Here is a 21,100-nt window from a genome sequence, read left to right as displayed (position 1 = left end):
GTCAGATCAGTTTCCGTCTACCAGCGATAATGGCTGAACGCCTTGTTGGCTTCGGCCATGCGATGCGTGTCTTCACGCTTCTTCACTGCCGCACCACGGTTGTTCACCGCATCCAGCAATTCGTTCGACAACCTGTCTTCCATCGTATGCTCGCCCCGCTTGCGCGCACTCTCGATGATCCAGCGAATCGCCAGAGCCTGGCGCCGTTCGGTCCGCACTTCGACTGGCACCTGATACGTCGCACCGCCTACCCGGCGAGAACGTACCTCAATCGCCGGCTTCACATTGTCAAGCGCTTCGTGGAACAGCCGAACGGGATCAGCATTCTGCCCACCCCGCTTCTTGAGACTGTCCAGCGCACCATAAACAATACTCTCGGCCGCCGACTTTTTGCCATCGTACATGAGTACGTTCATAAAACGATTAATCACCACGTCGCCGAACTTCGGGTCAGGCAAAACTTCACGCTTCGCTGCGGAATGACGTCTGCTCACGGTCTGATCTCCTTACTTCGGCCGCTTCGCGCCATACAGCGAACGACGCTGACGACGCTTGGCAATGCCCTGCGTGTCGAGCACGCCGCGCAAGATATGGTAACGCACACCCGGTAAATCTTTCACGCGACCACCGCGGATGAGTACGACCGAATGCTCCTGCAGATTATGCCCCTCACCCGGAATGTAGCTCACCACCTCATAGCCATTGGTCAAGCGCACCTTGGCAACCTTGCGCAATGCCGAGTTCGGCTTCTTCGGGGTCGTTGTATAAACACGTGTGCAAACACCACGCTTCTGCGGGCAGTTCTGCAGCGCCGGCACCTTGTTGCGCTTGGCCCGAACTTCACGCCCCTTGGCGATCAACTGATTGATAGTCGGCATGCACTCGTCGTCCTTCTGGCCTAAAACCGTCTCGCTCAACACACCGGGAAGGCCTCATCTGCCACCCGCTCATACAAACACCGCAGGGCAGAGAAACTCCACCTGCGGCAACCCATACTCGCAACCTAAGTCAACCCTTTGAAAGATGACGGCGCTGCAAGCCTGAGAATAACGAAAGGCGTGATGAAGGTATTTCCCTCATCTCGCTACAAACCCTCCCTTAAGTGCCAGGCACAACCGAGTCAAGCCGATCAGGTGAAAAACTCACCCCCAACCGATCCGACTCGCCTGCGCCTCATCACCGTCGCCCGGATACGATGATCCGATATAGTCGGAAGCCGTTCGCACCATCCTGCCCAACCAACCGCAGCCACGGCGGCACCAGTCCCGCCTGTAGTGCGCCTGCTAACGTGGTGCGATCGGTACGCGCCGCCCCCAACTGCCTCTCCCCAACACCATTGCCTCTTGGCCGATTTCCCGCGATCCGGCGCTCCCGCCGCTCACACACCAGAACGAACGCCGCCAAAGTCGCGGCCACGGCAGTCGGCTCAACCACTCCGACAGGCGACCGCCAGGCGCGCCGTGCCCTGAGATACCCTCTAATACCGTGCTGATAAAGCGATCCGACCGCGATAATTTGGGTGCGATACAGTAATTCCGGCACATCCTGTATCGGTGTCAATACCACCGCACCGGCAGCCACGTGCAGTAACGACGCGATATGCCGCAACCGGCACCGCGCTGGTGACGCTTGAGGTGCCGCCGTAGCCATCGCGACACCAGGACCATAGGGGCCAACAAGAAGGAGGGCGATCACCCCAATCCGGGCCAGCATCGCCCGCCTCGGTTGTGCCAGCCAGTATGCCGAGGCATCATCGAGCACCACCGGGAGCAACCCGGCCACCGCAGCCGCTGGGTATTGCTGAAAAATCACGAATCGTGCCGTCAGCCCCAGGCTCAGCGCGACGCCGGCGGAAAATAGCATCCACCCACCGCACCCGATCGGCGCTGCCCGTGCCCGCCACGCCCGATGCATTCCATACAACAGCGCCAGTCCGCCTGGTCCCAACAGCAGCGCCGCCTGAGCGAACCCATGCACGGGCTGGGTTTCCGACATATGCCCAAAAAAAACCCGCATATCCCGCGCCGGAATAACGCCATAAGGTCCCAGGGCAACGTCCGGAAATCGTCCGAGCCAAAGCCCGAATGCGGCAACTGCTCCGCCGATACCTAGCCCGATCCGCAAGCCTGCCACGCGGCACACCCGATCCAGGCACGCGAGGCCCAGTCCTACAACCGACACCACCACACCAAGCCAGACATACACAATCGACAACCGGTCGACCTCGGCAACCCCGATCCCGCCATGGGGCGGATCGATCAGCAGCGCCAGCGTCAACGTCACCACGAAACCGCCACCCAGTCGGAGCATCATCCGGCCGATCGGCCTGAACAGCCAGACATATCCCAGCCCAACAAAGCTTAGTAACACGAACGGCATCGTCTCCGGCATGAGCCACAGCGCCAGCCCACCGCTTGCTCCGCACGCCCAGCCCATCCTATCGCACCCAGCCTTCCTAGGCGGTTCAACACCCGCCGCGCGAAGCGCGAAGCCGACACAGAACGCAACCAGCGCAATCTGGGCGATGTGATAATGGATAATACCGAAACCAGCGAAGCCCATGATCCCCGGCTGCAGCAGCCCGATCGCCGGAACGGTCCACGCCCAATTCCGCCCCCCCACTGCCGACGCCGCAAAGGCAAGGCCTGCAGCGAGCCCTCCCGCCGACAGTGGTCCGGTGGCGACACCCGCCACAAACAGCGCCCGATGCCATCCCAGCCAAGGTGCCAACGGGGTCGCAAGAGCGACGATCAGCCAATCGAACAGACGAGACCACTCGATCACCATTGGCGCACCGGAGTCATCACGCTGCACCACGTTCACCAGGTGGCCGAGCCGCAGCCCCTGCCCGATCCGCACCAGGCGCATAAAACTGTCCGGATCAATCAGCCCGCCCCGCACAACTCGCCCGATCCCGTTCAAGCTACACGTGATTTCAATCGCCATACCGGCCATCGCGATCAGACCGTAGAACAGCAGCGACTGTCGGACATCCGGCTTGATTACGCCACTATCCCTGATCCCAACCCTCTGATCCATGAGCCGATAGTATCAGCGAGAGCTTAACAAATTCCTTTATCGCCACAGGCCATGCCACTATGCCAAACCCGCCCAGAACTTATCACGATGAGCGGAGCCACTCCCCTCGCGTCATTACATGTCCTTCCGGTCGCGTTGTCATCGCTTTAGCCACGGTCGGGCAGTTTCGTCGGCCGTGGTCCGCCAGCCATCCAATCCAGCAACTCGACCGTGTGGATCGTGGGAATCGTTGTCCCCGCTAGCTGCGTCAGACACCCGACGTTGCCGCTGGCGATCGCATCAGCGTGAAGCGGCGCAATCGTCTCCAGCTTCCGCAGTCGCAACTGCCCTGCCAATTCCGGTTGCAACAGATTATACGTCCCGGCGGATCCGCAACATAAATGCGCATCCCGCGGCTCGACCACGGTAAATCCCGCTCGCCGCAGCAGCGCCTTGGGCGCGTCCGTCACCCGCTGACCGTGCTGCAGCGAACAAGCCGCGTGATATGCGATCACGATCTCCGGCACCGGCGCCCGAGTCGACCGATAATCAAGGCGCATCAGCAGTTCAGAGATATCCAACGCGATCCCGGCAATTCGCGCCGCATTCGCTGCCTCAGGCGTGTCGCGCAACAGAAACCCGTAATCCTTCACCACAGTACCGCAGCCGGAGGTATCGGTTACCACTGCGTCTAACCCACCCGCACCGATTTCACGGCTCCAAGCCGCCACGTTCGCTCGCGCGAAATCGAGCGCGGCCTCATGCTTGCCCAAATGATGCGTCAGCGCGCCGCAGCACCCGGCCCCCTCCGCCACCACCACCTCGACGCCCATGCGCGTCAATAACCGGATCGTCGCGTCGTGAATTCCGGGGTCGATTACCTGCTGTGCGCATCCGGCAAGCAGCGCCACACGCGCCCGCCGGGTCCCCTCTGCGGGAAACACGCCAGGCCGTTCAGTCGAACTCGGCCCCGCCACCGCGCTAGGAGCGAGGTCGAGCATCGCGCGAAGCCTCTGCCCTAGCAAGCCATCTCCGCCAATTATGCCACGCACGAACCGCCCAAGTTTCGCCCCACGCAATGCCGCTCGCATTCGCGCCGGATACGGCAGCACCGCCGCCAGCAAGGCGCGCAATGCGCGGTCATGCGCTGGTCGCTCATAGCTTTCCTCGACCCGTACCCGCGCATAATCGATCAGATGCATGTAATCGACGCCAGAGGGGCACGTGGTCATGCACGCCAGGCACGACAGGCAGCGATCCAGATGAAACGCGACTGACGCGCTGGCGGCGGCGCCGGTCTCCAGCATATCCTTGATTAGGTAGATCCGGCCGCGCGGACTGTCGTCCTCGTCCCCCACCGTTACGAAGGTCGGGCAGGTCGCCGTACAAAACCCGCAATGCACGCAGGAGCGCAATATCGTGTCGGCCACGGCGATATTCGGGTCGGCTAGTTGCTCAGCATTGAAATTGGTTTGCATCAGTTTCCGGTTTCAGGTCGCGAACAGTCGCCCAGGATTGAGGATGCCGGATGGATCGAACGCGGCAACCACCCGCTGACGGATCGCCGCCAGCGCGGGCGCTTCGTGCGGCACCGCATCGGTCGATTGGCGTAGCGCAGCCGGTGCGCGCAACAGCCACCAATCCCCCTTGGCTCGCCGCGCCGCATCCACTACCGCCTGGTGCGCTTCATGCGTCGCCGGTCCAGTCAGGAACACCAGCCCACCACCCCAGTCGAGATAGCCGAATAGCCCGGCGGCGTGCCCGGCATCGAGCACCATTGCCCCTAATGAGGGCCGCACCGAAACCCGCCATACGGCATCGCCCGGCTGGATTGGCAGCGGCTCGGCATCGCGCACCGCCCGCCACAATGTGACGCTCGCCGCGGTCTCCAGCGTTTCGACGACCCCAAACTTTGCCCACAATGCCGCTAATTGCGCCGTCCGATAAGTCACCGAATCCGCAAAATCCTCGATCCGCGCAATCGTGATCGCACGCTCATGCCCCACCGCCATCGCGGCTTCCTGCGGCAGAAATGCAGCCCCCGACACCGAAAACGGTGAACCCAGCGCCACAGCCAGTGCCCGAACCGCCTCGTGCGACGGCAATCCGTGCAACACCACCGTCCCGGTCGCTTGAGGTTTAGGCAGCACTTTCAGCGTCACCTCAGTCATTACCCCGAGCGTGCCGTAAGACCCGGCGAACAATTTGCATAAATCGAGCCCGGTGACGTTCTTGAGCACCCGCCCGCCGGAGCGGATCAGTTCACCCCTCCCGGTCACCGCCCGCATCCCCATCACATGATCGCGCATGGCCCCCCAGGCCACCCGGCGCGGCCCGGACAGATTGGCCGCAACCACCCCGCCGATCGTCTGTGCCCGTGCCTCGAGAAACGCATAATGTGGCGGCTCCGCGATCAGATGCTGCCCGCCTTCGGCCAGCTTCGCCTCCACCGCCGCCAAGGTCGTGCCACTCCGCACCGAAATGATCAATTCCTGCGGCGCATACAGCGGTATGCCGGTAAAATTGCGGGTGCTCAGCGTCGCCGTCGTCTGAATCTCGCGCAGAAACCCGGCCTTGCTGCCCAACCCTTCGATCGCCAGCGGTGCGCGATCCGCCGCCGCGGCGCTGATCGCGGCGACAAACCCGGCTTCTTCCTCCGGCGCGATTATGCCGCCTGCGCTAAGCGCGATCATGCCGCCCGCGGCAATACTTCCGACCCGGCCGAATTGATGCCCGCCTGCAACGGAAACACTTTAGCAGTGTTGAGCAGCCACTCTGGGTCGAACGCCGATTTCACCCGCCGCTGCGCTTCTAACTCGATCTCGGTGAACTGCACATTCATCAGATCTCGCTTCTCCACCCCCACGCCGTGCTCACCAGTCAGGCATCCGCCCACCTCGACGCACAAGCGCAGCACATCCGCGCCGAACGCCTCAGCCTTGTGCATGCTGGTCGGATCATTGGCATCGAACATGATCAACGGATGCAGATTACCGTCCCCGGCATGGAAAATATTCGCCACCTGCAACCCGTATTGTACGCTCATCTCACTGATCCGCCGCAACACCAGCGGCAGCGTGCTGGTTGGAATCGTGCCATCCATGCAGAGATAATCTGGCGAAATACGCCCCACCGCGCCGAACGCCCCCTTGCGCCCTTTCCAGATCGCCGCTGATTCTTCAGCAGATTGCGAGACCTTCAAGCTGATCGGGTTGAACCGCGCGCAGATCTCCTTGATCTGCCCCAGCAGCCAATCCTGCTCGGCCATCGACCCCTCAACCTCGATGATCAGCATCGCCTCGGCATCGAGCGGATAGCCCGCATGCGCAAACGCCTCACACGCATGGATCGCCGGCCGGTCCATGAACTCCAACGCTACCGGGATAATCCCAGAAGCAATGATCGCATCAACGCACGCACCCGCAACCTCATTGCTATCGAACGCCGCCAGCATCGCCCGCGTGCCCTCCGGCGCGCGCAGAATCCGCACCGTGATCTCGGTCGCAATGCCCAACTGACCCTCGCTGCCGACCACGATGCCAAGCCAATCATACCCGGCCGTGTCGAGATGGGTGCCACCCAGCTCCAAAATCTCGCCCTCGATCGTCACCAGTCTGATGCCGAGCACGTTGTTCGCGGTCACACCATATTTCAGGCAATGCGCCCCGCCGGAATTCATCCCGATATTGCCGCCGATCATGCACGCCAACTGGCTGGACGGATCAGGCGCATAGAAAAACCCGTCCGCTTCCACGGCCTTGGTAATCCCCAAATTGGTTACGCCGGCCTGCACCACCGCATACCGATCGCGATAATTCACCTCGACGATTTGGTTCATCCGCATCATGCCGATCACCACGGCATCTTCGAGCGGCAAAGCCCCACCCGCCAGCGACGTCCCGGCCCCACGCGGTACCACCCGCACCCCATTTTCATGGCAGAACCGCAACACCGCAGCCACCTGCTCGGTGCTTTCCGGCAAGACTACCGCCAGAGGCATCTGCCGATACGCCGACAACCCATCGGTCTCATACGGTTTCAGCTTGGTCGGGTCCGTGATCACGCCACGACCCTGCATGATCGCACACAATCCTGCATGCACGGCATCGCGTCGCGCCAACACGTCGGTTTTCGGCTTCGGCAACTCGATCATGGCTCAGTTCCCTTGGACACAAAGGAATTTCTACCACCAGCACACGACATAGCAAAGCGCCGCTGCGGAAAATATCGGGTACGGGTGGGTCGAGCGCGTGAGTTAAGAGTTGGGGTGGGGTGTTTAAGGCGAAGCAAGTGCTTCTTTCGTGAAGAAAGAAGCAAAAAACATTTTACCCGTCTCTGCGGCTATGAGGCTGGCGGCGGATCAGATTAAAGAAACATCTCGGGCTTCCATTTTGAAGAAAGCCCCCGCTCTATCTAACAGAAAGCCGTTAGACCGGCCAACCACCTCAGCCCTGACGAGCTTTCATCCGCGGATTCTTCTTGTTGATCACATAAACGCGACCATGACGGCGCACCACACGACAATTCTTGTCGCGAGCCTTGGCGGAACGAAGTGAATTTCGAATTTTCATGATCTCTATCTCAGTCTTTACGTTCGAGTTGCGAGGCTTATGGAAACCCGACGTTGTTCTGTCAACCCGCACAGGATGCGAGAACGCAAGCCTGAGGCACTTTGTCGCCTTACCCAAGACTTGACGCCAATCATAAGCAGAGCCTTTAACGGCTTCCCGGGCAGTACCTCTGGCATCACTTGTTCTCGCTTCCGCCGGATTGACGTAATGCGCCTCGGGTCGCATGGATCAGGTGGCAGCAAAGAGATAGGTGGTATGGTGGCGCGTGAGCGAATTTCGGGTCAGCGGATCGGCATGATGTTGACGGCTTTTCTCATGATCACGTTGATCGGCGTGTTTGCGACCTATGCGTCACCGATCCCTGGCATGCGGGGTGTGATTGTTGAGGCTGAACTCGCGCAGGCCGCGGCGACCGGCGATACCGGGGCGATGAAGATGGCCCTTGCCCAAGCAAAACCGCTACTCGGCATCAACGGCCAAAAGACCCTTGCCACTCTCACGCCGGACCGGGCGGGCATGGCGCGCGCGGCCGTCGTGTTGAACCATGCGACATTGCGGGCCAGCGATCTGATCTCCTATCGGATCCGTCTTATGGTCATCGTGATCGGTGTCCTAGCTGCCATGTTCGGTGTCGCCCTCCTGGGTATTCGCGATAGTCAGCCGACCGGACCGATCATGATGGTTAAGGAACCATGAGCCGCTTTGCCTATGTAAATGGGCGTTACCGACCCCAACGCGATGCCTGCGTTAACATCGAAGATCGCGGGTACCAGTTCGCTGACGGCATCTACGAAGTTATCCATATTCACGACGGTCGCTTCGTCGACACCGATCTGCATCTCGCCCGCCTAGCCCGATCGCTGCGCGAGATCGCCATCCCCGCGCCCATGGACGACGCATCCCTCCTTGTCGTTCTGCGCGAGGTTGTGCGGCGCAATCGGGTGCATGAGGGAATCGTCTACATGCAGATTACACGCGGCGTCGCACGGCGCGACCATGCCTTTCCGAAATCCGTCCCACCGTCGCTGGTCGTCACCGCGCGCCACGGGCATCCCTTCCCGCGCGACATCGCATCATGGGCCGGCATCGCCATCACCGTGCCGGACATCCGCTGGGGCCGCTGCGACATCAAGACCATCAATCTCCTACCCAACTGCCTCGCCAAGCAAAGGGCACGCGAGGCCGGCGCCTATGAAGCCATCCTGATCGATCGGTCAGGTCACATCACCGAGGGGGCCTCCACCACTGTCTGGGCGGTTGATGCGAACGGCATCCTCCGCACCCGCCACCTTGACGATTACATCCTTCCCGGATGTACCCGCGCCGCGCTGACCGCTCTGCTGCGTGACTCTGCCATCCCTTTCGAGGAACGCGGCCTGACCGAGGCCGAATTCCGCGATGCCCGCGAGGTGTTCCTCACCAGCGCCACGTCATTCGTCAAACCGATCGTCGCGGTCGACGGCGTCCCGATCGCCAATGGTTTGCCCGGTCCGATCACCACCCGACTATTCACCCTTTTCACCCGTCATGCCGATGGGGTGGCCCATAACGCCGCTCCCCGCCTTGCATCCGCCACCGGAATCGGATGAAACCCCCCCATGATCCATCATGACGCCCAAGCCAGGCCGCTCTACCACCGCGTATTGCTGAAAATCTCAGGCGAGGCCCTGATGGGTCGGCGTGACTACGGGCTCGACACCGAAACAGTCGCAGCTATCGCACAGGACGTGGCTGATGTCGTCGCCACCCGCACCGAGGTTTGCCTGGTGATTGGCGGTGGCAATATCTTCCGCGGTATTTCCGGCGCTGCTGGCGGCATGGACCGCGCACAAGCAGATTACATCGGCATGCTCGCCACCGTGATGAACGCGCTCGCCATGCAATCCGCCCTCGAAAAATGCGGCGTACCAACGCGCGTGCAATCCGCTATCCCGATGGCTGCGGTCTGCGAACCCTACATCCGTCGCCGTGCCGAGCGCCACATGGAAAAGGGGCGCGTTGTGATATTCGCCGCCGGCACCGGCAACCCGTTTTTCACCACCGACACGGCCGCCGCGCTCCGCGCCACAGAAATGAAATGCGACGCGCTTCTGAAGGGCACCCAAGTCGACGGCGTCTATTCCGCCGATCCACGCAAAGTTGCGAATGCCGAGCGTTATCACGAACTCTCCTATCTCGATATCCTGTCCCGGGACCTCTCGGTGATGGATGCCGCCGCCATCAGCATCGCCCGCGAAAACGATCTGCCGATCATCGTCTTCAACATTCGCGCTCCGGGCGCCTTCGCCGCCGTCATGCGCGGCGAGGGCAAGTTCACCCGCATCGTCGAACAGCATTAGGATCTCGCCATGCCGACCGATCTCGAAAGTCTCTCCGCCGACCTATCCCGCCGGATGGATGGCGCGATGGACACGCTGAAACGCGAATTCTCCGGCCTACGTACCGGTCGCGCCAATCCCGCCCTGCTCGAACCGGTCAAGGTGGAAGCCTACGGCACCATGATGCCGCTTAACCAGGTTGCGACCATCGCCGTGCCTGAATCGCGCATGCTCACTGTTCAGGTCTGGGATCGCTCAATGGTCAACGCAACCGTCACTGCGATCCGTGACTGTGGCCTCGGCCTCAACCCCCAGCCCGACGGCCAGATGATCCGTGTGCCGCTGCCGATCCTGACCGAGGAACGCCGCAGTGAGCTTGCCAAAGCTGCCGGCAAATACGCCGAGGGTGCCCGCATCGCGGTACGCGGCGTGCGGCGCGACGGCATGGAAACCATCAAGGCGCTCGAAAAGAAGCACGAGATCGGCGAAGATCAGATGCGCGACTGGTCGGATGCCGTGCAAAAACTGACGGATGCGATGATTAGGAAAATCGACGAATTGTTGGTTGAAAAAGATAAGGATATCCGTCAGGTCTGATCCCGGACATGTCAAGCCAGCCTCCACCGCTGATCCCGCGCCACATTGCCATTATCATGGACGGCAATGGCCGATGGGCGGCACGCCGCAACCTTCCCCGCGCCGCCGGCCACCGCGAGGGTGTGCGCGCCGTCCGCCGTACCATCGAAGCGGCGATCGAGCACAACATCCGCTGGCTCACCCTATTCGCCTTCTCCTCGGAAAATTGGCGCCGTCCGGCCGATGAAGTCACTGATCTGACCTTCCTGCTTCGACATTACCTCCGCTCTGAACTCAACGAACTCGCCGAAGCCGGCGTGCGCCTTCACGTCATCGGCGAACGCGACCGGTTCGGCCCCGCACTCGAAGCCGAACTCGCTACCGCCGAAGCCCGCACCCGCACCAACGACCGACTCCACTTGGTCATTGCCCTATCGTATGGCGCCCGCGCTGAAATCGTCGCCGCCGCCCAGCGCATCGCTCGCGAAACCAAGTCCGGAACGCTCAACCCCGACGCGATCGACGAGGCCGGTTTCACCGCCCATCTTGCCACCGCCGCCATGCCCGACCCCGATCTGGTGATCCGCACCAGCGGCGAGCAGCGCCTATCGAATTTCCTGCTCTGGCAGGCCGCCTATGCCGAGCTCATATTCGACGATACTCTCTGGCCCGATTTTGGTGCCTCCAACCTCGCCGACGCCATCGCGGAATACGCCCGGCGCGATCGCCGGTTCGGCGCGCGCCCCAGCCCCGTCCCGGCGCAATGAGCGTTCATCTGGCAACCGCACCAACCAACCGGTCGAAATTTCAGGACCTCGGCATCCGCGCCGCCTCCGCCACCGTCCTGATCCCGGTCACCCTGTTGAGCCTGATCGCCGGCGGCTGGGTCTGGGATGGGCTGATCGCTGTCGTCTTTCTAGGTCTGCTTCACGAATGGCGCACCCTGAGCCATCACGTGGCGCAGCGCACCCGCACTCGCTTCCTGCTCGTCGGCGCGGCCTACGCTGGCTTGCCCGCCCTCGCCCTGCTCTGGCTCCGCAACCGGCCGGTCACCGGGCTTGACGATGTCCTCTTCCTCCTTCTCGTGGTCTGGCTGACCGACATCGGCGCCTATCTCGTCGGTCGCCTACTCGGCGGCCGCAAGCTTGCTCCAGCCATCTCCCCCGGCAAAACCGTTAGCGGTGCCCTCGGCGGCCTGATCATCGGCAGTCTCGCCGGGGCGATCTTCGCCGGCGGCCCACTCGGTCTGCTGCCTGCCGCGGCACTCTCCCTGATCTCCCAGGTGGGCGACCTTGCCGAAAGCGGACTAAAACGACGGCTTGGCGTCAAGGATTCCGGCAACACAATCCCCGGTCACGGCGGGCTGTTCGACCGACTGGACGGCATTCTCGCTGCCGCCCCGCTCGCCGCCCTTCTCGCCTGGCTCGCCCAAGGAGGGCTTCCGCTATGGCGGTGAAAACCATCACCATCCTCGGCTCGACCGGCAGCGTCGGTACCCAGACCGTAGACTTGCTTCTAGCCACCCCCGATGCCTACCACGTCAACGCTCTGATCGCCGGCAGCAACGCGACCCTGCTCGCCGAACAGGCGAAGTCCCTCCGCCCGGATGTGGTGGTCATCGCCGATGAAGCGGCCTACGGTGAATTGCGCAACGCGCTTGCCAGCACCGGCATCCGCATCGAGGTCGGTCGCGCCGCAGTAATCGCCGCTGCCGGCATCCCGACTGACTGGACCATGGCGGCTATCACCGGCACCGCCGGGCTCGAACCCACCCTCGCCGCCACCGCCAACGGCCACGCCATTGCTCTCGCCAATAAAGAGGCCTTGGTCTCCGCCGGCGAGGTGTTCCTCCGCGCCATCGCCAGCGCCGGAGCCACTCTCCTGCCGGTCGATTCCGAGCATAATGCTATCTTCCAGGCCCTTGCCGACGGCAACCGCGCCGCGCTCGAAAAAATCATCCTCACCGCCTCGGGTGGCCCATTCCGCGACTTCAGCCTCGCCGATATGCACGACATCTCACCCGAACGCGCGTTGAAGCATCCGGTCTGGTCGATGGGTGCCAAAATTTCCATCGACTCCGCGACCCTTTTCAACAAGGGCCTCGAAGTGATCGAGGCCGCCCGTCTCTTCACCCTCACCCCAGATGAGATCGAAATCCTGGTCCATCCGCAGTCGATCATCCACGGTATGGTCTGCTACCGTGATGGCTCAGTCCTCGCCCAAATGGGCGCGCCCGACATGCGCATCCCCATCGCCCACACTCTCGCCTGGCCCCACCGTATCGCCACCACCTCACCCCGTCTCGACCTCGCGGGCGCCGCAAGGCTCGAGTTCTTCCCGCCCGATCCCGTCCGCTTCCCCGCGCTACGCCTCGCACGCGAGGCCTTGGTCGCCGGCCACGGCGCCGCTACTGTGCTCAACGCCGCCAACGAGGTCGCGGTCGCCGCTTTCCTTGCCAAGCGTATCGGATTTCTCGACATAGCAGCGCTAGTGGAAGCTACGATGCAACGCTTCGGAGCGCCGCCCATCCCCGACCTCGCGTCTGTCCTCGCGCTTGATTTTGAAACCCGCGCGCTCACCGAGTCTTACATCCGTGCCAAATCAGCCTCCCGCGCGGCCTGAACTTCCTATTTCGCCCACGCGATCCATATAAGGTCATTATGTTCGATCTCCTTCGCGCCATCGCCGCCTTCATCGTTGTCCTCGGAATCCTTGTCACGGTGCATGAACTCGGCCATTATCTTATCGCCCGCTGGCGCGGCGTCGCGATCGAAGCTTTCTCACTCGGCTTTGGCCCCGCGCTCATCTCTCATACCGACAAGCGCGGCACAGTCTGGAAACTCTCAGCCATCCCGCTCGGCGGCTACGTCCGCATGAAGGGCTGGGCTGAACTCGGCGGTGAGACGAACGGCGAGGCTGCACCCGACAGTTTCCGCACCAAATCTCTCGGAACACGTGCGGCTATCGTCGCTGCTGGTCCCGTCGCCAACATGCTGCTCGCCATCGTCATATTCAGCGCCATCTTCGCCACCGCCGGTGCACCGACCGTCATGCCGGTGGTCAGCCAAGTCATGCCCCACACCCCCGCTGCCGCGATCGGCATCGTCAAGGGCGATCGCATCACCAGTATCGATGGTCACAAGGTCTCCAGCTTTAATGAAATCGCCGCCCTGATCGAACCCAGGCCGGACGACCGCATCGCGATTACCTATACCGATAACGGCATCGAGAAAGGCGCCAACCTCACTACCACCGCGCATATGGTCGATGGGCGCATCGTTGGGGAGCTCGGCATTGTCGGCGCCGACGTGAAATTCCGCCGCCTCGCTCCGCCTGCGGCGATCCGCGCCGGGGTACTTGAAACCTACGCCGCCACCGCCGCCACGCTCGACGGTCTCTGGAAACTCGTCGCCTACCAGAAAGGCGTGAAAAACCTCGGCGGCCCGATCCGTATCGCCCAAATCTCCGGCCAGGCCGCTGCCCTCGGCGTGGCCGATTTTGCCTCCTTCATCGCCCTTCTCTCGGTCAACCTCGGCCTGATTAATTTGATCCCGATCCCCATCCTCGACGGTGGCCACCTCTTGTTCTACGCCGCAGAAGCCCTCTACGGCCGCGCCATGCCCCGCAAGGCCCAGGAAATCGGCCTCCAGATCGGCGCCGCCATCCTCGCCTCCCTGATCATCTTCGTTACAGTCCACGACCTCGCCCATGTAGGGCTCTTCCACTTCGTCTACCACCTGCTAGGCTAGAGCATGACCAGGCCTAACAGAATCGGATCGGATTGAACTAACTCGCTGAGACGAAAGTTGCGTCCGAGGCGGCGGTTTTGCTATCAGGTTCGGGAGTTGGTCTGCCGGAATTTGGAGGCTTTCGCCGCAAGTCTGAACGGGCAGCCTCGATGACCGAGTTTCCCCCTCACCACCGCGTGATTAGCGGTATGACGGTCCGCAATGTGTCGTCTGCAACCCAATAATCGCATGAGCATGCAGTCGCCAAAATCGACCATTTTTTCCACCGCTCGCCGGAGAAGCTTAGCCGGGAAGAGATTCGCGCCTTTCAGGTCCACATTACCGCTGTTGGCAGGTCGTGGCCGACCTTGAACCAGACGGTCCGTGCTCTTCGTTTCTCGTATAGCGTCACCCTCGAGCAGGCTGACCTTCGGAGCTGATTCCATATGACTACAGACCACTCAGGTTGCCGGTTATAATGGACGCCGGCAAGTTCGTTCGATTCCTGGAGTCGGCGCGCCGGGCCTGTAGGCTCGAACGACTCTGACCACAGCGCATGAAACGGCATTGTGCGCCTCTCAAGCGGCCACCCATCAAGGTCATCGATATTGAGGACAGCCGCGCGCGGTGATCCGCGTCGAACAGGGCAAAGGCAAGCGTTGTGGGCAATATCGTCTTATCATAAATGTTCGACCAAATGCTGAATCACCATCTGTAGAGAATCGGGTCGTGTTCCCGCTGGTGGTGTAGGTGGCCGCTGAGCGCGCCAGCTGCGCGACATTCCGAAATAACTGTAGATGACCGCGTGGCACGCTGCAATACGAGCGATGCCGCTCAGCCACAGGTAGGCTACCCGGTGTAACGATATGACCCATTGCCCGGCGCGGTCGCGGCGTGATGAAGTGCTCAACGGCCGGAACGGCTGAAGAGCATCCGGTTCGGCAGCGGGCGGAAATCGTTGATGTTGCGAGCGGGTTTGCCGAACAGATAGCCCTGGACGTAGTTGCAGCCGCAGTCACGCACGAATTGCAGCGTTTCCGGCGTGTCGACCATTTCGGCGATGGTCTCGATTCCCATGCGGCGGCACAATTCGGTCAGCGCGGATAGAAAGGCGCGGCCCTTCTGGGCTTTCTGGGCGTTGCGGACCGCTGAACCGTCCAGCTTCACCACATCGACATCGAGCACCGAGAGATACTGGAACGACGCAGCTCCGGCACCGAAATCATCGAGGCTGACCTCGAAGCCACGTTGGCGTAGCGCCTGAATGAAATGATCGGCGCCTTCGAGATTGACGATGCGGGCACTTTCTGTGATCTCGAACATCAACCGTCCGCGCGTCCAATCGTTGTCGGCGAGGAGGTCGAGCAACGCCTCGGTATAGCTCGCTTGGCCGATCGAGTGACCCGAGACGTTGACCGCAATTTTATCACGCGCGCTGTTTAGCGGCCGGGTGAATAGCCAATCGATCACCTTGCGCACCATGGCGAGATCGAATTCGGGGATCAGGCCGAGTTCCTCGGCAACTAAAATAGTCTGGAACGGCGAGGCGTCGCCATGTCCCTCGAAGCGGCAAAGGGCTTCGAAATGATGAATATCGCCAGTGTTGATGTTCACGATCGGCTGGAACACGACGTGAAAGGACGATCCGGTGATTGCCTGGCGAATCCGCGTCACTTCCTGGATCGATTCTCTGAAGACCACACCCAAGTTGCGCACCATGTCACGCAGATCGGTGCCGGATGCGGCACCAAACCGGCGCAGTGTGTGCGTCAGACCGAGCGTGAGATCACCCTCGGCGATGGTGGAGACGTCTATAGCCAGTGTCGCGGTGTCGATTGTCAGCCCCACGCCGGTCGGGTCCGCTGCCCGAGTGACCGCTTCGAGCTGGCGCATCAGATCATCGATGGACACGTCGGGCGTGTGCAGCAAGGAAAACCGGTCTTCGCTGAGGCGGGCTGCTGTATCGCCGCCGAGTGAATGGGCTTTCAGCACGGTGCCGACCGCATCAAGCACGGTCTGCTCACCGCTCCCCAGACGCTCCTGCAGGCCTTGCAGATCGGGCATCGAGATCAGCGTTAGTTCGGCACCGCTGCCTGTGCTGTTCAGCTGTTGTAGCCGTTCGGCCACACGGTCTGCGAAATTGGTGCAATCGGCCAGGCCGGTGGCCGGGTCGGGGACCGCCGCCTGGACGACGTTTGGCCCGGACCGCCGCCGCTGCGCAGCAACATGGATGGTGCCGGCATCGCTGTCGAGACAATTCGCGGCCAGCGTGACCCAAAGCGGCGGTGCCCCGTGGCATCGGAGCCGAACCGTCTCGACCATGGCTCGACCGACCTGGGGCAGTCGCTTCAGCCACGGACCGATCAACGCCAAGTCGGCCGGTGCAACCAAATCGCGGAAATCCTGCCCAATGATTGTATCGCTATCGCAACCGAGCACCGCGAGGCAGGTGCCTGAGACGTAGCGGATCACAAAACTTCGATCCAGCTCGAACAGAACCTCGCCCCAGCAGAACGCCAGCGACACGTAACGATCACGCTGGGCGCGGAGATCGCGCAGAGAAGGCAGGCAATTGGTCATTACGCGTCGTCTTTCAGGACGAGTCCAGACGGGTCGTATTCATGCCACGTCATCGTGTTTATGGCAGTGATCGGTTCCTTAATCCTTGAATATTACGAAACGGTGAATCCCGGCGACCTATTTCCGGCACGACCGACGGTTCCGCTCAACCCGCCGACCGCACCATTGCTACCGCCTGTGCCAGAACCGCTGCCAGGGCCGCGCGCTGGGCGGCTACCAGATCAGGTGCCGTCGGGCCAGTCAGCGGGACATGCGCGTTCAGCCGCCGCTGGGCGAGCGGTCGTTCACCGACACCGACCGGTTTGGCAACCACGAGGGTCAGTGTGGCACGTGCCTCGTGATGGATAGGATCGGCGAGCAAGGTGTCGAGTGTGCCTTCGATAATCAGATTCGGCGTGAGCGTGCTGCCTTCACCGACCACGGCGGTGAACCCGCCGTCGGCTTGCAGCCATGAGATCAGCGCGGCGGTGGTGGCCTGGGCCGGTGGCGTTGCCCAGCGGTTGTAATAGCCCTGATGGATGCTGCCATCTGCCAGCAATGTGATCAGACCACGTTCGCTCAGGCTCGGGCCGGCGGTGATGCCCTGCACTTGAACGACGCCGCGCCGCACCTCCACCATGCGCGCCGCCGGCGGCGGCGGTGCCAGCGGCCAATCACTCCGGGGGACATAAGGTTGCTTGGCTAGGATGCCAGCGCAACCAGCCAAGACGAGCGGGGCGGCGAGCGGGATGGTGCGCAGCAGAACGCGGCGTTTGAGGGCCATTGTTGTTGTCACCGGGGGGTTTCGGGTGGGGGCGGGCCACCGCGCAGTACGATGGCTGGATTATGCTTGAGCGTTTCGGATAATTCATCGAGGTTCGCAGTGGCCTGATCGAGATTATGCAGAATCGGGATGATCTGGCGTGTCACTGTTGCTGTCGACCGATTGGCCTCGGCGATGGTCGCCTGGGTTTGCGCCAGAAGCTGCGGCATCGCGGCGGTCGCCAGGGCAAGGGCGCGGCTGGTGCGATCGAGCCGATCGAGGATTGCCCGTGTCTGCGTGCCGTCCGCAAGGGTGCGGATCGAGGCGGTGGTGGCCGGTAGATCGGCCTGGCGCATCTGGGTGTTCAGCGTCCCAAGCAGTGCGTTGGCATTGGCGATCGCCTGGTGCGCATCGCCGGTGGTTATTTCCTGATTGAACGTGTCGACCAGCGAAGTCAGTACTTTTACAGTCTGATCGAATTTCACGCCGCTCATGTTAGAGAGAAAAGTCTGTACCGCGTCCTGCACCTGCGTCAGTGTACTTGGCACAGAGGGAATCACTGTATTGTGCGGGTGCCATGGCACGGGCGGGATCGGATGGGTGGTTGGATTGACAAAGCTGAGTTCAAGATATGCAAGGCCCGTGATGCCCTGCGGCGCCACCTGCACCCGTAGCCCGTGCAGGATTGCCTGCGTGAGGCTGTTGACGCGGCCGAGCTTGTTGGGATCAACCCGGAACCGCACCACGACCTCGTGATACACCGGTTTGACCAGATCGGCGACGTTCTGCGGTGGATATTCGGCTGAGACCAGCCCGATGTCGGTCACTTTGCCGATGGTGACGCCGCGAAACTTCACCGACGAGCCGACATCGAGTCCCTGTACCGACTCGCGGAAATAGGATTCGTAGGTGACGCCCGCCCGGAACGCATTACCTGACAGGATAAAGATCATCGCGATCAGCGCGATTATTCCTCCCAGCACGAATAGGCCGGTGCGTAAGGCTGCCCCGCTTTGCTCCATCAATCGGCTCTCCCTGGCAAACTCATGATCCGGCATCCCGATTGAAGAACGCGCGCACCGTCGGGTTGTCACTCGTTCGTTGCAAATCCTGCGGCACACCGAGCGCAATCATGCCCCGCGCCGCGGCATCAAGCATGACACAGCGATCCGAGATCGCGAAAATTGACTGTAGTTCATGGGTCACCACGACGAAGGTACAACCCAGCGCCGCCCGCAACTCAAGGATCAACCGATCAAGCCCTGCGCCGGTGATCGGGTCCAGCCCGGCCGAGGGTTCATCGAGAAACAGGATCGGCGGATCGAGCGCGAGCGCGCGCGCAATGGCCGCCCGTTTGGCCATACCGCCGGAAATCTCGGACGGCAGCAGATTGATCGCGCCATCCAGACCGACCAGCGCGAGCTTGAGCCGCGCGACCTCCATCCGCGCGCGAACGGGAAGATCGGTGAACATCAGCAGGGGCAGCATCACGTTGTCGAGCAGCGTCATAGAGCCGAACAGCGCTCCCGATTGGAACATCACCCCAATCTCATGGCGCACAGCGTCAACATCGCTGACCACGTCATGCCCGCCGACGGTGATTCGCCCCCTTGTCGGCGGTAGCAGGCCGATCATCTGTTTCAAGAGAGTAGATTTGCCGCAACCCGAGCCGCCGAGCACGACGAAAATCTCCCCGGTCGCGACGGTGAAGGTGACATCCTCAAAGATCACCCGGTCGCCGAAACTCTGTCCGGCGTGATTGACATCGATCGCAGGAGGCGCGGCACCGTTCACAGGCCGAGCCGATAGAAGATCACCGCGAACAGCCCGTCGAGCAGAATCGTCACGACGATGCCCCCGACCACCGCCGAGGTTGCCGCCTCGCCCACCGCGCGCGGGCCGCCGCCCGCGGTCAGCCCGGCGCGGCAGCCGATCAACCCGATCGCCGCCCCGAACGCTACCGCTTTGAACAGGCCGAGTAGAAGATCCCCCGGCCCGGTCGCCGCCTGGATTTGCTGTAGGATCGCCGAAGGGGGGAAGCCGAGAATCATCATCACGAACCCCATGCCGATCACCCCGGCAACATCAACGCCGAGCGCCAGCGCTGGCATGACCACCATGGCGGCGGCGACGCGAGGGATCACCAGCATGGTCTCGGCATCAATCCCCATCGTCGTCAGCGCGGCAACCTCCTCGTTGACCACCATCGTTCCCAGCTCGGCGGCAAAAGCCGAACCGGTGCGCCCGGCAAGAATGACCGCCGCCAGCAACGGGCCTAATTCACGAAACAACGATAGCGACACCAGGGCCGCGACGTAGATATCCGCCCCGAACTGCCGCATCGGGATCGCGGACTGGAACGCCAGGATCATTCCGATCAGGAAACCCATCATGATCACCAGCGGCATCGCCTGCGTGCCCGCGCGCTCGGTCAGACGGAAAAAATCGCTGCCGCGCAGAAACCGCAGCTTCGAAGGCAGGCCGAGCACTGCCAGAATCGTGTGGCCGAAGAACGTCACCCGGATCAGGAAATGCTGACCGATGCCAACCCGCGTCACCGTGCGGGCCGCGACCGGCGCAGACTTTCCATCGGCCATCGCCTCGCGCAGGCGCCCCACCAGGGCGGCCGACTTGGGACCGAGGCCACGCCATTCGGCGACGCCCTCATGCGCGTGTTCCAGCGCAAGCAGGAGAGCCGCACCCGACGTATCGACGAGATCCGCCCCGGTCAGATCGATCACGAGTGCCGCGCCGGCCGTTTGGGCCGCCTCGATCGAACGCGTCCAAACCGGTGCCAGCGACGTCGCGGTCAGACGACCGGCAAGTGCGATCACCGTCGCAGTGCCATCGCGCACGACCGTGAGAGTGGCGCCACTCACTTGAGCCACGTCGGCGATTGATACCCCATATGGTGCGCGACCTGTAGGCCCCCTGAATGGATCATCATCACTGCTACATATAGAACGATGGCAAGCCCCACCCAAACCAGCCAGCGATGCCGAGTCAGCAACCGCGCCACGAGGTTAGCCGCCAATCCCATCAGCGCCACTGAAACCACGAGCCCACCGGCCAGCAACAGCGGATGATCGCGCGCGGCCCCGGCGACGGCGAGCACATTGTCGAGGCTCATCGACAGATCGGCAATGATGATCCGAATCGCCGCATTCCGGAGCTTCGACGGCGCCGTTGATGCCTCGGCTAGCGGCTTTCGGCGAAACTCGCGCCAGGATTTCCACGCGACATAAAGCAGCAGAACGCCGCCCGCGAGGGTTAGCCCGATCACCGCCAGTAGCCGTAACGCCACCAACGCCAGCCCGATCCGAATGATCGTTGCCGCTGCCACCCCGATTAGGATCGCCTGGCGTTGCTGCTCCCGTGGTAACTTCGCGACCGCCAACCCGATCACGATGGCATTGTCACCCGCCAGGACCAAGTCGATCAGCAGAACCTGGGCAAGCACGACGAGATCGGCGAAAGCCAAATTCATACCGTTGTGGTTCGCGGTTGCACACAAAATTGTCAACCAGGGGACAGATCGGGGCGTGGATCAGGCACGGACTGCAGGAT

General features: G+C 62.1%; 21 protein-coding genes and 1 pseudogene. 9 read left to right on the top strand and 13 right to left on the bottom strand.

From position 1 onward, the window contains the following. Positions 1 to 17 precede the first annotated feature (17 nt). The 7 genes from rpsG to ykgO form a co-directional block, all read right to left on the bottom strand. Positions 18 to 494, bottom strand: a complete 477-nt coding sequence (rpsG, locus tag ACP5E6_RS01560) for a 30S ribosomal protein S7 (protein WP_427950747.1) — start codon at positions 492 to 494, stop codon at positions 18 to 20. 12 nt (positions 495 to 506) lie between these two features. Next, on the bottom strand, positions 507 to 878 hold the full coding sequence (gene rpsL / locus ACP5E6_RS01555; protein ID WP_029312048.1) for a 30S ribosomal protein S12: 372 nt from the start codon (positions 876 to 878) through the stop codon (positions 507 to 509). Between the two features lie 298 nt (positions 879 to 1,176). Beyond that, positions 1,177 to 3,039, bottom strand: a complete 1,863-nt coding sequence (locus ACP5E6_RS01550; RefSeq protein ID WP_427950743.1) for a hypothetical protein — start codon at positions 3,037 to 3,039, stop codon at positions 1,177 to 1,179. Between the two features lie 146 nt (positions 3,040 to 3,185). Further along, on the bottom strand, positions 3,186 to 4,496 hold the full coding sequence (gene glcF / locus ACP5E6_RS01545; RefSeq protein WP_427950740.1) for a glycolate oxidase subunit GlcF: 1,311 nt from the start codon (positions 4,494 to 4,496) through the stop codon (positions 3,186 to 3,188). 12 nt (positions 4,497 to 4,508) lie between these two features. Continuing rightward, positions 4,509 to 5,711 (bottom strand): FAD-binding protein, encoded by a 1,203-nt coding sequence (locus tag ACP5E6_RS01540; protein ID WP_427950738.1) that lies wholly within the window; start codon positions 5,709 to 5,711, stop codon positions 4,509 to 4,511. Beyond that, the gene (locus tag ACP5E6_RS01535) at positions 5,708 to 7,171 is read right to left on the bottom strand and encodes an FAD-linked oxidase C-terminal domain-containing protein (protein WP_427950735.1); all 1,464 of its coding nucleotides are present in this window, start codon (positions 7,169 to 7,171) and stop codon (positions 5,708 to 5,710) included. The genes ACP5E6_RS01540 and ACP5E6_RS01535 overlap by 4 nt, the downstream gene beginning before the upstream one ends. 292 nt (positions 7,172 to 7,463) lie before the next feature. Further along, entirely contained in the window at positions 7,464 to 7,589 is a 126-nt protein-coding gene (gene ykgO, locus ACP5E6_RS01530; RefSeq protein ID WP_076454557.1) for a type B 50S ribosomal protein L36, read from the bottom strand. A 39-nt stretch (positions 7,590 to 7,628) separates the two neighbouring features. On the opposite strand from ykgO, the gene ACP5E6_RS01525 reads away from it, so the two are divergent. From ACP5E6_RS01525 to ACP5E6_RS01485, 9 genes and pseudogenes are all read left to right on the top strand, one after another. Then, entirely contained in the window at positions 7,629 to 8,285 is a 657-nt protein-coding gene (locus ACP5E6_RS01525; RefSeq protein ID WP_427950731.1) for a hypothetical protein, read from the top strand. Beyond that, entirely contained in the window at positions 8,282 to 9,178 is an 897-nt protein-coding gene (locus ACP5E6_RS01520) for a D-amino-acid transaminase (RefSeq protein WP_427950728.1), read from the top strand. Before ACP5E6_RS01525 ends, ACP5E6_RS01520 begins: the two co-directional genes overlap by 4 nt. Before the next feature lie 9 nt (positions 9,179 to 9,187). Then, positions 9,188 to 9,928, top strand: coding sequence for a UMP kinase (gene pyrH, locus ACP5E6_RS01515; RefSeq protein ID WP_427950725.1), 741 nt, complete (start codon positions 9,188 to 9,190; stop codon positions 9,926 to 9,928). A 9-nt stretch (positions 9,929 to 9,937) separates the two neighbouring features. Next, positions 9,938 to 10,504: a ribosome recycling factor gene (frr, locus tag ACP5E6_RS01510; RefSeq protein ID WP_427950722.1), complete on the top strand. Its 567-nt coding sequence runs from the start codon at positions 9,938 to 9,940 to the stop codon at positions 10,502 to 10,504. Between the two features lie 8 nt (positions 10,505 to 10,512). Further along, positions 10,513 to 11,250, top strand: coding sequence for an isoprenyl transferase (locus ACP5E6_RS01505; RefSeq protein WP_427950720.1), 738 nt, complete (start codon positions 10,513 to 10,515; stop codon positions 11,248 to 11,250). Further along, entirely contained in the window at positions 11,247 to 11,939 is a 693-nt protein-coding gene (locus ACP5E6_RS01500) for a phosphatidate cytidylyltransferase (protein ID WP_427950717.1), read from the top strand. The genes ACP5E6_RS01505 and ACP5E6_RS01500 overlap by 4 nt, the downstream gene beginning before the upstream one ends. Continuing rightward, entirely contained in the window at positions 11,930 to 13,105 is a 1,176-nt protein-coding gene (gene dxr / locus ACP5E6_RS01495; protein ID WP_427950715.1) for a 1-deoxy-D-xylulose-5-phosphate reductoisomerase, read from the top strand. Before ACP5E6_RS01500 ends, dxr begins: the two co-directional genes overlap by 10 nt. Positions 13,106 to 13,143: 38 nt before the next feature. Beyond that, entirely contained in the window at positions 13,144 to 14,232 is a 1,089-nt protein-coding gene (rseP, locus tag ACP5E6_RS01490) for an RIP metalloprotease RseP (protein WP_427950712.1), read from the top strand. Between the two features lie 245 nt (positions 14,233 to 14,477). Continuing rightward, positions 14,478 to 14,651 (top strand): annotated as a pseudogene (locus ACP5E6_RS01485) (hypothetical protein); the annotation flags it as partial. Positions 14,652 to 15,117: 466 nt separating this feature from the next. On the opposite strand, the gene ACP5E6_RS01480 reads toward ACP5E6_RS01485, so the two are convergent. The 6 genes from ACP5E6_RS01480 to ACP5E6_RS01455 form a co-directional block, all read right to left on the bottom strand. Continuing rightward, the gene (locus tag ACP5E6_RS01480; protein ID WP_427950709.1) at positions 15,118 to 16,791 is read right to left on the bottom strand and encodes an EAL domain-containing protein; all 1,674 of its coding nucleotides are present in this window, start codon (positions 16,789 to 16,791) and stop codon (positions 15,118 to 15,120) included. Positions 16,792 to 16,936: 145 nt separating this feature from the next. After that, complete coding sequence (locus ACP5E6_RS01475) at positions 16,937 to 17,554, bottom strand: ABC-type transport auxiliary lipoprotein family protein (RefSeq protein WP_427950707.1); 618 nt, start codon at positions 17,552 to 17,554, stop codon at positions 16,937 to 16,939. An 8-nt stretch (positions 17,555 to 17,562) separates the two neighbouring features. After that, positions 17,563 to 18,555, bottom strand: coding sequence for an MlaD family protein (locus ACP5E6_RS01470; RefSeq protein WP_427950704.1), 993 nt, complete (start codon positions 18,553 to 18,555; stop codon positions 17,563 to 17,565). A 22-nt stretch (positions 18,556 to 18,577) separates the two neighbouring features. After that, a complete protein-coding gene (locus ACP5E6_RS01465; protein WP_427950701.1) occupies positions 18,578 to 19,327 on the bottom strand; it encodes an ABC transporter ATP-binding protein in 750 nt (249 codons plus the stop codon). Then, a complete protein-coding gene (locus ACP5E6_RS01460; protein ID WP_427950699.1) occupies positions 19,324 to 20,412 on the bottom strand; it encodes an ABC transporter permease in 1,089 nt (362 codons plus the stop codon). The genes ACP5E6_RS01465 and ACP5E6_RS01460 overlap by 4 nt, the downstream gene beginning before the upstream one ends. Further along, complete coding sequence (locus tag ACP5E6_RS01455; RefSeq protein WP_427950696.1) at positions 20,409 to 21,020, bottom strand: YjbE family putative metal transport protein; 612 nt, start codon at positions 21,018 to 21,020, stop codon at positions 20,409 to 20,411. The genes ACP5E6_RS01460 and ACP5E6_RS01455 overlap by 4 nt, the downstream gene beginning before the upstream one ends. Between the last annotated feature and the right edge of the window lie 80 nt (positions 21,021 to 21,100).

This window comes from Acidiphilium sp., from assembly GCF_049977125.1.
In the GTDB taxonomy this organism is placed as follows: Bacteria; Pseudomonadota; Alphaproteobacteria; order Acetobacterales; family Acetobacteraceae; genus Acidiphilium.
Note: the sequence above shows the minus strand (reverse complement) of the source record. Positions and strands in the feature narration are given on the sequence as shown.